This window comes from Moraxella canis (assembly GCF_002014965.1).
In the GTDB taxonomy this organism is placed as follows: domain Bacteria; phylum Pseudomonadota; class Gammaproteobacteria; order Pseudomonadales; family Moraxellaceae; genus Moraxella; species Moraxella canis.
Genome location: NZ_MUXT01000004.1, coordinates 185770 through 200381 on the forward strand (window position 1 = coordinate 185770; position 14612 = coordinate 200381).

A 14612-nucleotide genomic window follows, 5' to 3' on the forward strand; every position below is an offset into this window, starting at 1 on the left:
GTAGGTGGCGACAGCTTTTGACAAACTATAAATTCTTCTTAAAAATTTAATAAAAACCATTATCATAAAAGTTAATGGTTGTACACCTTATTTACACAAAGGATACAACTCCCAATAAATATCATTACAAAAAGTGCGGAATTGATCTTTGATCAGGTGATATAATCTATTCATAAAATATTGCATAGATCGCATAAAAAGTTCATGCGATTTTGTATGACACTATGACACATAGTGAGACCGACATATTATTGACTAATTTTTAACCATCGACTCTAAATTTTTGAATTTCAGTAATCTAAGGTCGCCCATATACTCAACCAAAAGTGATGATTATGAAAGCGCCAAAGCCCAAACTCAGTTTAACAACGTCACTACTCATTTTGACTTCAGCCATCGCTACCCTTTCTTTTTCTGCGTGCTATCAAATTAAGGATGCGGTGAATGGGGCGGTCAGTGAGGTGAGCCAGCAACCAATCAAAACCCCCAATCAGGCTGCCAAAGTGACTACCGCCAAAAATTCAAGTTTTCAAACCGCTACCGATGAGCTTTTAAAAAATTATAACTGGACATTGGTGTCTGCTGAGGTGCAAGGTGCGCCCATTCATAGTTATGAAAAGATTATTGAGGAGCGAGCGGGTAGTTTGATTTTCTCAAATCGCGGTGCGTATTTTAATGTGGGCTGTAATCACAATTTCCAAAATTATCAATTATCTGAAGGTCGGTTATCCGTCAGTAAAAGAGCCTCTACTTTAATGGCTTGCCATTTTCCCAGCGATGATCTACCCAATCTGGCTCAAATAGAATCAAAGCTTTCGCAGGATTTGAATGACTCAACCCTGAAAATTAGGACCAATCCTGATGATTACACAGCCACTTTGTTGCTCCAAAAAGGGGCTCAAGTGCTGACCTGGCAGGGAGAGATGAAGCCCGAAGTTCGTTATGGTGAGCCGGTTTTACTATTTTGGGAAGTTGAGCCAGAAAAAATTAACTGCGTTGATGAAAGCGGTAAAGAGCGTCAATGCCTAAAAGTTCGCAATGTCACTTATAATGAACAAGGCATTAAGACTGGGTCTGGCGCATGGCGTACTTTTTATGGCGAGATTCATGGATACGAACATCAGCCGAATTTGCGTCAAATCGTTCGCCTAAATGCCTATAATAATCCTGAGGGTAAAGAAAACCCGTATTATATCTACGACAGATCGGTTGAGATTCATTATCTGGATGTTCCAGTATCTCAATAAATAACTTTACGCCAAAGGTATTATAGAATCTGACTTGCAGTGCGTCATCAGCCAATCTACAAAACTGCGCACTGCCGCAAATGCGCCGCGATTCTTATAATAAATCAAAGAAATGGGTACAGGATCAATTTTCCAATCACCCAATAGCTCAACCAGTTCAGGATGTTTGTCTGCACTGGTTTTGCACATTTTACCCACGCCCAATCCTTTTACGATCATGTCATCAACCATGGTATAGTCATTACAGCCGATATACGCGTTTGGACTGACCTTGACGGTTTTATGATCTTGACTGAAGTGCCACGGCATACTGAGCGTTTGGGCGATGATTTTATGCTTATATAAGTCGCTAGGTGTCTTTGGTACGCCATGCTTTGATAGGTATTCTGCAGTGGCGTAGATGCCAAACTCCATCATCATCCATGTTCTTGCAACGACGTTGTCGTTTTGGATAGTCCCCACACGGATTGAGATATCAATGCCATCTTGAATCATATTGATTTTTTGTTGACTAAAATTGATATCCAAAGAAACCCTAGGATAAGCTGCCAAATATCCATCTAATAACGGTATCAGATAGCGATGACCAATATCAGTCGCCACAGAGATGCGCAGCAGTCCCGTGGGTTCTTCAAGCTCTTTATGAATGCTGCTGATGGCGTTATCTGCTTCTTTGAGCATATTTTGGGCATGCTCAAAAAATCGCTCGCCAAGTTCATTGAGAGTGACGCCTTTTTTACCGCGATTTAGTAGCTGTGTACCAAGCGTATTTTCTAGATGAGTCAATCTGCGACTCAGCTTAGAGACTGTAATACCAGTCAATTCTGAGGCAGAGCTTAAACTGCCTGCCTGAACCACGGACACAAACAATCGGATATCATCAAGACTGGGCTGAACCATAATATTTCTATATAACTTATTAAGGTGGAGATGGCAAAGTGTAGCTTGTTATTTCTTTAAAATCAATGGTATTCATAAAATTTTGTCTTTAGAATATGCTAGTAAACATAACATTTAAACAGATTTTGCCATACAGGGTAATGTGCGTTAGTTAATCCTATCGTATCATAAAATGCGGCTACCATAAGATAAAGTTTAGAAAACTAAACTTAATAAAAGCCGAATTAAGCGACAAATTCGTATCAAACTTTGCAAAAATAGAAAATAATGTTTTATAAATAACCTTGTTCAAGATGAATTTTCTCGGCATAATATCCACCATCAACATTGATCGCGATAAAACGATCAACCAATTTCATCTCGCCCAACAAGGGCAAATATTTAAGGAAATGACATCATGACAAAACAAGTTGCAGTATTAATCGGTAGCGCAAGCAAGACTTCTGTAAACAAGTTGGCGTTTAAATATCTTGAGTCTGTTGCTCCTGCCTCACTACAATTCAAAGTGGTTGAAATCGCAGACCTTCCACTATATGACCGTGATTTGGATGAGCAAGATGTACCTGCTTATAACCGTTTCCGTGAAGAAATCAAAGCAGCTGACGCTATCCTATGGATCAGCCCAGAGCACAATGGCGGTCCTTCAGCAATGATCAAAAATGCCATCGACATCGCTTCACGCCCAATGGGTCAAAGCGTTTGGACTGGCAAGCCATTAGGTCTAATCAGCGTCAATGCTAACGGTAGCTCACGGGTAACTGATCAGCTTCGCACCATCGCGACAAGCCCAGCACTAAATATGCCAACCCTACCATTTGGTGCATACTTCGGCGGTATCTTCGCTGGTGCGTTTAATGAGCAGGGCGAGCTGGTTTCTGAGCATGGTAAAGCGACTTTGGAAGGCTTTATCAATGCTTATGCTGAGTTCATCGAAAAGTTCTGATTTCGATGATCAGTCATCACACTGATGGATGAGTGAATCATAACCACCCAATTTAGGGTGGTTATTTTCTTTTACAAAGTAAGCTACCCATTGATTTAAAATTCGGCTACAATAGACAAATCTTTGTCTCATGGCTTTGTGTATGCCAGCAAATAATCCTTTAAAAAACCCAATTAATAACAGCTCGATAAAAAATAAGATCCATATCATCATCGAAGGGACAGACACGCCCGCCGGTAAGCTATTTGATGTGTTTATCTTGGTGGCGATCGTCACCAGCGTTTTGGTAGTCATGCTTGATAGTGTGCTGTTTTTGCGCTTGCAATATGGGCGTTTATTTTTTGTTGCTGAGTGGTTTTTTACGGTCTTATTTACCATCGAGTATGCACTGCGTCTTTATTCATCACCGAATCGTCGTCGATATTTGACCAGTTTTTATGGCGTGGTTGATCTATTGGCGTTACTGCCCACTTATCTGAGTCTATTTTTTGCGGGCACACATTATTTGCTGGTTGTTCGGATTCTTAGAATTCTTAGGATTTTTCGCGTCTTTCGGCTAAAATCCTATATGCAGCAAGCGGGATTTTTAGCAGCCGCCTTTAAGACCAGCCAGCATAAAATTACAGTATTTTTCTTATCACTGCTTTTGCTGGTCACCATCTTTGGTTCGGTTTTGTATGTCGTTGAAGGCCCTGAAAATGGCTTTACAAGCATTCCTTTATCAATCTACTGGGCAGTTGTGACATTGACGACGGTGGGTTATGGTGATATTTCACCAAAAACGCCGCTAGGTCAGGCGATTGCAAGCATGGTGATGATCACCGGTTACGCCATCATTGCTGTACCGACAGGGATTTTTACTGCTGAGCTAACGCGAACCATGCGCCCACAGCTGCAGCCAATTTCTTGTCCAAATTGCGGTAAATTTGGACATGCTACCAATGCCAAGTTCTGTGACCGCTGCGGTCATGATTTACACGTGTGACAGATGAATTTTTCAACATTTTGGCAAAATGCGCCTTTATCCTTTGTATTAATACTTAGCTTTATTGGCTTAGCGATCGTGCAGTTTTTGATGGGCGTGGATATTGATACGCCAAGCACGCGCGATTTGCTGCGATTTGGTGCCAATTTTATGCCACTGTCGATGACCAGTGAGCCTTGGCGGCTAATTAGTAGTGGGTTTTTGCACATTGGTGTGCTGCATTTACTATTTAATAGCTTTGCACTGTATTATTTTGGGCAAGTGACCGAGATTATCATCGGCTCGATGTATTTTGGAGTTTTGTTCATTTTAGCTGTGGTGGGCGGTAACCTGCTGGGAGATTATTTGGCATGGCAGGCTGTGTTTTTGGGCACGCCTCCACCTATCAGTGCTGGGGCATCTGGTGGTATCATGGGATTGGGTGCTTTTTTGTTTTCGCTGGCGCTGCTGCGTGCGCCCATCGGACTTAAGCTAAATACCAAAAATTTGGGCTTTGTCATGGCAATTAATTTATTGATGGGTTTTGCTGTTGATGGTATTGATAATGCAGGGCATATTGGTGGTGCGCTTGTTGGCTTTATTATTGGTGTGATTTATAGCCGTGCTCTGTCTCGTGGTCGACGCGCCGATCGAGTTTTGATTGGTGCGATGGTAGCCATCGTGGCGGTTTTTATGGTGATTTGGTATTGGCTGCATTGGCAAATCATGGCGGTGATTAATTAATTCAACTCATAAGAAAATCCCATCAAAGCGAGCTGATGGGATTGATTTATTGAATTTTATTATTTATCACGTAAAATCTGCGTGCCGACACCTTCTTCGGTGAATATCTCAAGCAAACATGCGTGTGGCACGCGACCATCAACGATAGTCACGCTGCGTAATCCTGATTTGATGGCTTCAAGTGCGCCCTCGATCTTGGGAATCATACCGCCTGAAATGGTACCATCAGCGATCAAGTTATCAATATCTTTGGCGGATAAATGGGTAAGTACATTGCCTTGTTTATCCAGTACGCCTTTAATATTGGTTAATAAAAGTAAGCGCTCAGCCCCTAGGAACTCAGCAACACGGCTGGCAACCAAATCTGCATTGATATTATAAGTATCGCCATTGGCATCTACCCCAAGCGGTGCGATGACTGGAATAAAGTCACTGGCAATCAGCATGTCAATCACATCTTTATTAACCGACTCAACTTCCCCCACAAAGCCCAAATCCACCTCTTGGCAGCTGCCATCATCATTGAGCTTTTGCATATACAGTTTTTTTGCCAAAATCAAATTGGCGTCTTTGCCTGTCATGCCGATGGCTTTACCACCGTGTTTATTGATCAGACTTACGATGGATTTATTCACTTGACCGCCAAGCACCATCTCAACGACATCCATGGTGGATTTGTCAGTGACACGCATACCGTCGATACGCTCGCTTTCACGCCCAAGCTCGGCCAATAAACTGTCCACCTGTGGACCGCCGCCATGCACTACAACAGGATGAATGCCCACAGTTTTTAGTAGCGCAATGTCTCTGGCAAATGAGCTTTCAAGCATAGGGTCAGTCATGGCATTGCCGCCATATTTGACCACGATCAGCTTATCTTTGTATTTTTGGATATAAGGCAGGGCGGTGGTGATGACTTCAGCCGTGATTTTGGCATCTTCTAGCGTCAAAGACATAACAGATTCCTAATGACAGTTGTTAAAAGTGATTATATCATGAATAACTTAATGGCGACCAGATGACCCAAAGCCACCCAAACCACGAGTGCTGATATCGCTAAAGTCATCAACAATCTCAAAATCAGGGCGTGCGATTGGTACGACGACATACTGCGCCATTCTTTCGGCGGGCTTAAGCTCAAAGTCGGTATCGCTGCGATTCCATATCGACACCATCAGCTCGCCTTGATAGTCAGCATCAATCAAGCCAACCAAATTACCAAGTACAATGCCATGCTTATGACCAAGCCCAGATCTTGGTAGGATCAGCCCTGCAAAATCTGGATCGCTGATATAGATGGATAAACCAGTACCGATAAGCTTAGTTTCGCCTGCGGCAATGATGATCGGCTCATCGATACAAGCTCGCAAGTCGATCCCTGCGGCGCCTTCTGTAGCGCGCGTCGGTAGGGGGAAGTCTGGATGAGAGCCGATTTTAGGATTGAGAATTTTAACTTGTACGCTTTTCATAAGGATCACTGATGTTATGATTTAAATAAGGCTATCATGATTGGATGTTTGATGCAATATTTGCAAAAATCTTTACTTTTTTGGTGAAATGACAAGAATAAAGCCCGATCATCATCGAGCTTTAAAGTATTCATCCGCTGATTAAGCGTTGCCTTCACCATTTTGGGCTTCTAGCTGACTTTGTAAGAAAGCTTGTTCAAAATTCACAGGCGCAAGCAGTAGCTGTGGGAAGCTGCCACGCGTCACGATATCGCTGATGGCTTCGCGAGCATAAGGGAATAAAATATTTGGGCAATACGCTTGTAGTAGATGCGGCATATCTGCCTCAGGAATATTGCGCATCAAAAAAATCCCTGCTTGCTGAACTTCGGCGATGAATGCCACCGACTCGCCAAGCTTAGCAGTGACGCTGACAGTCAGTACCACTTCTTTATATTCTTCATCCAACTCTTTGAAGCTTGTGCTGATGCTAACATCAGTCTCAGGCTGCCATTGTTTGGTAAATACTTCGGTGTTTGGCACTTCAAATGAAATGTCTTTTGTGTAGATGCGCTCTAAGCCAAGCTGTGGTTGAAGTTCTTCAGACATGATGAATTCCTTAATATAGGTGTCGTTGATATATTGAAAACGGCTAAATGATTAAGCCAAAAGCTCATCAAGTTTTCCATCGGCATTGAGTTTATTTAGCTGATCAAAACCGCCAATGAAATTATCGCCAATAAAAATTTGTGGGACAGTGCGATAGCCGTTAGTCTTAGCTGAGAGCGCTTCACGATCTTCAGCACTGATATCATACATGCTGATCTCATCATAAGCGACAGATTTACTATTCAAAAGCTGCTTGGCAGCGACACAATAAGGACAGGTCGGCGTGGTGTAGATGGTTACTTGTTTCATTGTCATTTCCATTAAAATAGGGTTAGATTCTTATATAAAGGCTGATCATTAAGATTTCAAGGTTGTTGATCAGGCTGATCATAATCCTTGACTAAAACTACTTTTTATTGGCGCCAACCAAGGGTAAGCCTGCTGCTTGATAGCCCTGAATACCGCCCTCTAGGCGCATGAAATTGGGTCGATTGATCAGCTGAACGGCAGCGCCTGCTTGCATGCCAATATCACACACCAAAATCACAGGCACTTCAATGGCTTGTAATTCTGCTAAGTGATTTTTAAGGTCGCTAAAGGGAATGTTTTGGCTGCCAGTGATATGACCATTGGCAAACTTGCTAGGCGGGCGAATGTCAATGATGCGAGCGTTTTGATTATTTACCAATAAACCCACTTCGCTTGGCGGAACTTTACGACCACTGCGCTTACCTTCGATGGCAAAAAATGCAATGATTAATACAATCAGCAAGCCGACTAAGACTGGGTGATTACCGATAAATTCAAACCAACGTTCCAAAGCATACTCCAAAGTCTAATCATAAAAGCATTATTATAACGCCAAACTTATCCAATTGCACCGTTTTTCATGTTCATGATAACGAGGTGGGTAGATTGGTGTTATTTGGCAGAAGGTTTGACTGCGCTTTGACCTGCTTTGGCTTCATCGATCAATGAGATGAGGCTTTCGATACGCCTTGGTAATACATCGCCTTGCATCGCTGCCGCCCATAGAGCGCATCCTTTGGCATTGGGCGCATGATTACAATCCCGAAATTGACAGCTGCCTACCAATTCATACAATTCTTCAAAGCCAATCATAATATCATCTGCCGACAGATGCCAAATCCCATATTCGCGAATTCCTGGCGTGTCTATGATACCGCCTTTGTCCAAATCATGGGCATCATAAGGCAGTAGTCGACTGGTCGTCGTGGTATGCTGACCAAGCTGTGAGTTTTGGGAGATGATGTTGGTGGATTGATTGGCGTTGGGCAAAAGCTCATTAATCAGGCTTGATTTGCCCACGCCTGATTGACCTGCAAAGATGGATAACTTGCCATCAATATGCTCAAAAAGTGTCTGCAAGCCTGCTTTGGTGTGCGTCGAGGTCTGAATGACACGAAAGCCATATCGATCGCCCAGTGCTTGGTATTCATCGATCATTTGCATGATGGCTTGTTGATCGTTTGAATTTTGTTCATTGAGCAAATCGGCTTTATTTAAGACCAATAGCGGTGTGATATGATTTAGCTTGGCGATTAATAAATATCGATCGATAAGATTGACGGCAGGCTTAGGTAGCGGTGCAAAGACGATGGCAAGCACATCCACATTGGCAGCGACCGGCTTGACCTTATGGTAGCGATCAGGTCGCGTAATCAACCTATGCCGATCAAGTAAAAGCTCAATGCGTCCCAGTCTTGCGGTGGTGTCAAGGCTGAATTTGACGCGATCGCCGGTGGCAAGCATCGGTAAGTTCGTGCGAGCGTGGCAGCGCCAAATCGCGCCAACTGCCACCAAAGGCTTGTCAGCATCTGTTTCAGGCTGACTTGGCATGACTGTGGGCAGATCTGTGATCTGAACATCAAGCTGCTTGCCAAAATGCGACACGATCACCCCTTCGGCAAATGTGCCATCATCGGCTTGGGTGGTTTGATTTTGTTCAATTTGACGAGTTTGGCGTTTGGTTAATTTGCGGCGGCGAATCAGCGACATAAATGATAACTTCAAAATAAATAAGATTGACCAAGGATTGCCATGATATCTTTATAAGACATATCTTTAGATGAATAGTCATGCAAAGCTTAGCACTCGCCACTGTAGCATAAAAAATTGACTTGGGCAAACTGTGTTTGGGCTTTTTGAAGCATTGATAAATCAAATTAGATCTTGGATAAATTGGGTGAATTTATTTGGGAAACCGCCAAAAATCTTCTATAATAAGGGTTTATTTTGATCATTCACCAAAACCAATCCAGCGGCTTATGATCACCAATCGCTGAATTGTCAAGTATAAGGCAGCCATGAGTAAGCTAAATCCCCGCCAATTAGAAGCTTTAAATCACACCCAAGGTCCGCTGCTGGTGCTGGCTGGTGCTGGCTCAGGCAAAACTTCGGTCATTACCCAAAAGATTGCGCATTTGATTGAAAATTGCCGCATTCCTGCTGATCGCATCACTGCAGTGACATTTACCAACAAAGCGGCGCGTGAGATGAAATCGCGCGTCCAAAAGCTGCTATCCAGCGAAAAATCTCGCGGGCTGACTGTCTCTACATTTCACCAGTTTGGGCTGCAGTTTTTGCGCTATGAATTAAAACACACGCCGCTAAAATCCAATTTTTCAATTTTGGATGCAGATGACTGTCATCGCCTGCTTGCCGAGCTGATGGTGCGTGATAACTTAAGCGGTGCTGAACGCCGTGAGCTGGTGCATGAAGCCATCAAGAAAATCTCTGATTGGAAAAATGATCTCATTGCGCCCGAAGATGCCGCCGAAACCCTGGACGATCCTGAAGATTTGGGATTTGTGCATTTGTATGAATTGTACGAGCGTAATTTGCGAGCGTACAATGCGGTCGATTTTGATGATTTGATCGTCATGCCTGTGCGCATCTTAAGGGAAAATCACGAGGTCAAAGACAAGTGGCAAAATCGCATCCGCTATCTACTGGTGGATGAATATCAAGACACCAATACCGCACAGTATGAACTGATTAAATTGTTGGTTGGGAGTATTGGGCGATTTACGGTCGTGGGTGATGACGATCAGTCGATTTATACATGGCGAGGTGCTAAGCCTGAAAATATGGCGCTTTTAAAGCAAGATTTCCCCAATCTTGAGGTAGTGAAGCTTGAGCAAAACTATCGCTCAACCAATCACATCTTAGGCGCTGCCAACGCGGTCATCGCCAACAACGAGCATATGTTTGAAAAATCGCTTTGGTCTGATAAAGGTGATGGCGAAACAATCCGCATCATTACTTGTAATAATGATTTTGATGAAGCTGAACGCGTCGCCAAAGAAATTTTGACGCATCGGCTGCGCAATAATCATACTTGGGATAAATATGCGGTGCTATATCGCAGTAACTTTCAGGCTCGAGCACTGGAGGCTCAGCTAAGACAGCTTGAGATTCCTTATAAATTGTCCGGCGGTACGTCGTTCTTTGCGCGTACCGAAATCAAAGATTTGATGGGTTATCTTCGTATTATCATTAATCCTGATGACGATGCGGCATTTTTGCGAGTGATTAATACCCCTAAGCGCGGTATCGGTTCGGCGACGCTTGAAAAGCTTGGGCTATTTGCGCAGCATTGCGGCACATCGCTACTCGGCGCGTGTACTCGTGCGGGTGTCAAAGAGGCGCTGGGGGCTAAGGCAGGCGCGACGATTCAGTCTTTTGGGGAATTTATCGAGCACTACACACGTGAGCTGCACGAAAACAGCGATCCGATGCCCTTGGTGCGTCAGATGATTACTGAAACAGGCTATATTGAGTATGTCAAAGAAAGCTCCAAAAATCCCCAACAAGAAAAAGGACGCTTAGATAATATCGAAGCGCTGTACTCAAGCATCACCGCGCTCATCAATCGAGCCGAAGATGAAGATGATAAGACGATTGATGCGGTGATTCGTAAGATGGTGCTCTTGGATATGCTTGAGCAGCAGCAAGAAGAAGAAAATACCAACAAGGTCAATCTGATGACGCTGCACGCCGCCAAAGGTCTTGAGTTTGATTATGTATATATCATCGGCTGCGAAGAAAAACTGCTGCCGCATGTCAATTCAATTCTCACTGCCAATATTGAAGAAGAGCGCCGACTGATGTATGTTGGGATCACCAGAGCCAAAAGCGAGCTGACTTTATTGCTGTGCAGGCAGCGCCGATCTGGCATGGATTTTAAGGAGGTGTCGCCTTCAAGGTTTCTTGATGAGCTGCCAAGGGAGCATTTATCTGGCGGCGGCGCTGTCGTCAAAAAAGAAGACCCCAAGAAAGTCGCTGAAAATTATCTGGCGAATATCCAAGCCATGCTCGCCGCCAAGAAAAAGTAATGATTAACACTAACAATGAAAAAAGCTGCATCGCATGGATGCAGCTTTTTCGCTAGCTACTTATGAGCTGCCTGTTTTTAGATCAGCATGTCATCACTAAACGCTCTGAGCGGCTCACCGCGCACTGTGTTTGGATTGGCTTTATAATAGCTGGCAGTTGATTTGGGCAATTTTTGACCACGAATGGCGTCACTGATTTTTTCCGCGATCATGATCGTGGTGGCGTTTAAGTTGCCTGTGATAATCAGCGGCATGATCGACGCATCGACCACGCGTAAGCCTTCTAAGCCATGAACACGACCTTGTCCATCAACCACCGCCATCTCATCATCACCCATCTTGCAACTACAAGAAGGATGATAGGCGGTTTCGGCGTGATTACGCACAAACTCATCAAGCTCTTGATCGGTTTTGGCGTGTCGGCTTGGGCTGATTTCACGTCCACGAAATTCATCCAAAGCTGGCTGGTGCATGATCTCGCGTGTAATACGGATGCCATCACGGAATTCTTGCCAGTCTTGCTCGTGCGACATATAGTTAAATAAAATGCTGGGGTGATCGTGTGGATTCAGTGATTTTAGGCGAATGCGTCCGCGTGAGGGCGAGCGCATCGACCCAACATGCGCCTGAAATCCATGCTCATTGACAGCGTTGGTGCCATTATAATTAATCGCAACAGGTAAAAAATGGTACTGGATATTTGGCCACTCAAATTCAGGGCGACTTCTGATGAATCCACCTGCTTCAAATTGATTGCTTGCGCCGATGCCTGTACCCATAAATAGCCATTCGGCACCGATGGCAGGCTGGTTGTACCATTTTAGGGCAGGATAAAGCGAAACAGGGCGTTTACATTCATACTGTAGATACATCTCAAGATGGTCTTGTAGATTTTCGCCCACGCCTGGTAGGTCTTGGACGACGCCAATGCCAAATTCATCCAAAAGCGCCTTTGGACCGACACCTGAGCGCTGTAAGATCTGTGGCGATGCGATCGCGCCAGAAGAGATGATGACTTCACGATTGGCGTGGACGGTGATTGGGTTTTTATCATTACCTTGTAGATACTGTACACCGATCGCGCGCTTGCCAGAAAATAACACTTTATCGGTGACGGCATGGGTTTTGATGGTAAGATTAGGGCGGTGTTTTGCCATATCCAAATAGCCACGCGCGGTGCTAGAGCGTCGACCTTTTGGTGTGACGGTTCTGTCCATCGGACCGAAGCCTTCTTGCTGATAGCCATTCAAGTCATCAGTGCGCGGATAGCCAGCTTGTACGCCAGCTTCGACCATCGCATCGAACAGCACATTATTACCGATTTTACTATTTTTATAAGATGTGGTGACGCTCACAGGTCCTTGACCGCCGTGATACTCATTTTCGCCGACATCGCGAGTTTCAGATTTTTTATAATAAGGCAGGCAGTCGGCATAAGTCCAGTCTTCAAGACCGCCAAGCTTTGCCCAGTTATCCAAATCCATCGCATTGCCGCGGATATAGCACATCCCATTAATGAGCGATGAGCCGCCCAAGCCTTTACCGCGTCCACATTCCATTCTGCGGTTATTCATGTGCGGCTCAGGGTCGGTGAGATATGCCCAATTATAGCGGCGACCTTGTAAAGGATAAGCAAGCGCGGCTGGCATTTGAGTACGAAAATCAAGGCGATAATCAGGTCCGCCTGCTTCTAATAACAGCACAGAAACATCACTATCTTCGGTCAGGCGAGTCGCCAAGACGTTACCTGCTGAGCCTGCGCCGACGATGATATAATCATAAGTTTGAGTCATGTGTTTTCCTTAGTGTGAATGGGGCTGATATGAAATTTAATCGTCAATCAATGATCAAACACTGAGCTAAATTCGCCCATCTCAACCTGAACAGATTTGATCTGCGTATAATGATTTAACGTGGTTAGCCCATTTTCACGACCAACGCCAGACTGCTTATAGCCGCCCACAGGCATCTTAGCGTCAGACTCACCCCAAGTATTGATCCAGCAAATACCCGCTTCTAGCTGATGGATGATGCGATGCGCTTGATTCAGATTGGGTGTCACCACGCCAGCTGCCAAGCCGTAATCAGTAGCATTGGCGCGTCTGATGACTCCTTCTTCATCTTGGTAACTCAAAATACTCATGACTGGTCCAAAAATCTCATCCGTGACAATGCTCATATCATCTTGACAGTCGGTAAATACTGTCGGCAGGACAAATGCACCAGCTTCCAAGGCATTGCCATCGCCAATCTTGATGTCAGATGCGCCAGCGCGACCACCGCCGCATAATACTGTTGCGCCTTCTGATTTGCCTTTCTCGATATAATCAAGCACTTTGTTCATGTGGTTGTGGCTGACGACAGGTCCCATATTGGTGGCATCATCGGTGGGATCGCCTAAGCGAATTTTATCAACGCGCGCCTTGATGGCAGATTCAAAGTCGGATTTTAATGACTCAGGCACAAACACGCGCGTGCCATTGGTGCAGACCTGACCTGAACTATAAAAGTTCGCCATCATCGCGATGTCTGCTGCCAAATCTATATCGGCATCTGGGCAGATGATGAGCGGAGACTTGCCACCAAGCTCCATCGTGACTTCTTTGAGCGATGAAGCGGCAGCCGCTGCCATGACTTTTTTGCCTGTATCAACCGAGCCTGTAAATGAGATTTTGGCAATATCAGGATGCTCGCTTAGATAAGCACCAACATCACCGCCACCTTGAACCACATTAAATACGCCATCTGGCAGACCTGCTTCGGTGTAGATTTCAGCCAGTTTCAGCGCCGTTAAAGGGGTGACTTCACTGGGCTTGAAAATCATGGCATTACCAGCAGCAAGTGCAGGCGCTGATTTCCAAAGTGCAATCTGAATCGGATAATTCCAAGCGCCGATACCCGCAACAACCCCAAGTGGCTCGCGGCGCGTATAAAAATAACTGTCTGGTCTGAGCGGTACTTGTATGCCTTCAATCGCTGTGGCAAGCCCAGCATAATACTCAAGCACATCGGCGCCTGTGACGATATCTACCGTCGTCGTCTCGCTCATGGCTTTGCCGCTGTCGGCGGTCTCAAGTTTGGCAAGCTCATCATTGCGCGCACGCAAAATCTCAACGGCTTTTAACAAAATGCGCGAACGCTCAACCGCAGTCATCGCCGCCCAAATCTTTTGACCAGATTTGGCACTTTCGACTGCTTTATCAACATCTTGCTGACTGGCTGACTGCACTTTTGTGATCACTTCACCTGTCGCAGGATTGATGGTATCAAAGGTCTCTCCACTGGTGGCATCGACATAGCGCCCATTAATATAAAGTTGTTTGGTATCTGACATGGTATGCTCCAAATTCATTTTGCTTGTCTGTCATTAATAACCGATAAAGATGAGAAACGAGTTAT

14 protein-coding genes are annotated in these 14612 nt (G+C 44.7%); 5 read left to right on the forward strand and 9 right to left on the reverse strand.

Features of this window, described 5'->3' with window-relative positions:
• The first annotated feature begins 335 nt into the window (after positions 1–335).
• Entirely contained in the window at positions 336–1247 is a 912-nt protein-coding gene (locus B0180_RS03240) for an META domain-containing protein (RefSeq protein ID WP_078255634.1), read from the forward strand.
• 6 nt (positions 1248–1253) lie between these two features.
• Here the strand turns inward: B0180_RS03240 and B0180_RS03245 are convergent, their stop codons facing one another.
• Positions 1254–2147 carry a LysR family transcriptional regulator gene (locus B0180_RS03245; RefSeq protein ID WP_078255635.1) on the reverse strand — a complete coding sequence of 298 codons (894 nt, stop codon included), beginning with the start codon at positions 2145–2147 and terminating at the stop codon, positions 1254–1256.
• A 397-nt stretch (positions 2148–2544) separates the two neighbouring features.
• On the opposite strand from B0180_RS03245, the gene B0180_RS03250 reads away from it, so the two are divergent.
• From B0180_RS03250 to B0180_RS03260, 3 genes are all read left to right on the forward strand, one after another.
• Positions 2545–3090 carry an NADPH-dependent FMN reductase gene (locus tag B0180_RS03250; protein ID WP_049235700.1) on the forward strand — a complete coding sequence of 182 codons (546 nt, stop codon included), beginning with the start codon at positions 2545–2547 and terminating at the stop codon, positions 3088–3090.
• 142 nt (positions 3091–3232) lie between these two features.
• Positions 3233–4075, forward strand: coding sequence for an ion transporter (locus tag B0180_RS03255; protein WP_078255636.1), 843 nt, complete (start codon positions 3233–3235; stop codon positions 4073–4075).
• Between the two features lie 3 nt (positions 4076–4078).
• Positions 4079–4798: a rhomboid family intramembrane serine protease gene (locus B0180_RS03260; protein ID WP_078255637.1), complete on the forward strand. Its 720-nt coding sequence runs from the start codon at positions 4079–4081 to the stop codon at positions 4796–4798.
• A gap of 59 nt (positions 4799–4857) precedes the next feature.
• Here B0180_RS03260 and argB read toward each other — a convergent pair whose 3' ends face one another.
• The 6 genes from argB to rsgA form a co-directional block, all read right to left on the reverse strand.
• Positions 4858–5754 (reverse strand): acetylglutamate kinase, encoded by an 897-nt coding sequence (gene argB, locus B0180_RS03265; RefSeq protein WP_049235703.1) that lies wholly within the window; start codon positions 5752–5754, stop codon positions 4858–4860.
• Positions 5755–5802: 48 nt separating this feature from the next.
• A complete protein-coding gene (gene dut, locus B0180_RS03270) occupies positions 5803–6267 on the reverse strand; it encodes a dUTP diphosphatase (protein ID WP_078255638.1) in 465 nt (154 codons plus the stop codon).
• 141 nt (positions 6268–6408) lie between these two features.
• Positions 6409–6855, reverse strand: a complete 447-nt coding sequence (secB, locus tag B0180_RS03275) for a protein-export chaperone SecB (RefSeq protein ID WP_078255639.1) — start codon at positions 6853–6855, stop codon at positions 6409–6411.
• A 51-nt stretch (positions 6856–6906) separates the two neighbouring features.
• A complete protein-coding gene (gene grxC / locus B0180_RS03280; protein ID WP_167366914.1) occupies positions 6907–7170 on the reverse strand; it encodes a glutaredoxin 3 in 264 nt (87 codons plus the stop codon).
• Positions 7171–7261: 91 nt separating this feature from the next.
• Positions 7262–7675, reverse strand: a complete 414-nt coding sequence (locus B0180_RS03285; protein ID WP_049235820.1) for a rhodanese-like domain-containing protein — start codon at positions 7673–7675, stop codon at positions 7262–7264.
• 101 nt (positions 7676–7776) lie between these two features.
• Positions 7777–8874 (reverse strand): ribosome small subunit-dependent GTPase A, encoded by a 1098-nt coding sequence (rsgA, locus tag B0180_RS03290; RefSeq protein WP_078255641.1) that lies wholly within the window; start codon positions 8872–8874, stop codon positions 7777–7779.
• 308 nt (positions 8875–9182) lie between these two features.
• Here rsgA and B0180_RS03295 point away from each other — a divergent pair, with 308 nt between their 5' ends.
• Positions 9183–11213 (forward strand): UvrD-helicase domain-containing protein, encoded by a 2031-nt coding sequence (locus B0180_RS03295; protein ID WP_078255642.1) that lies wholly within the window; start codon positions 9183–9185, stop codon positions 11211–11213.
• 77 nt (positions 11214–11290) lie between these two features.
• On the opposite strand, the gene betA is transcribed toward B0180_RS03295, so the two are convergent.
• The gene (betA, locus tag B0180_RS03300; protein WP_078255643.1) at positions 11291–13006 is read right to left on the reverse strand and encodes a choline dehydrogenase; all 1716 of its coding nucleotides are present in this window, start codon (positions 13004–13006) and stop codon (positions 11291–11293) included.
• A 47-nt stretch (positions 13007–13053) separates the two neighbouring features.
• Positions 13054–14547 (reverse strand): betaine-aldehyde dehydrogenase, encoded by a 1494-nt coding sequence (gene betB, locus B0180_RS03305; RefSeq protein WP_078255644.1) that lies wholly within the window; start codon positions 14545–14547, stop codon positions 13054–13056.
• Positions 14548–14612 lie beyond the last annotated feature (65 nt).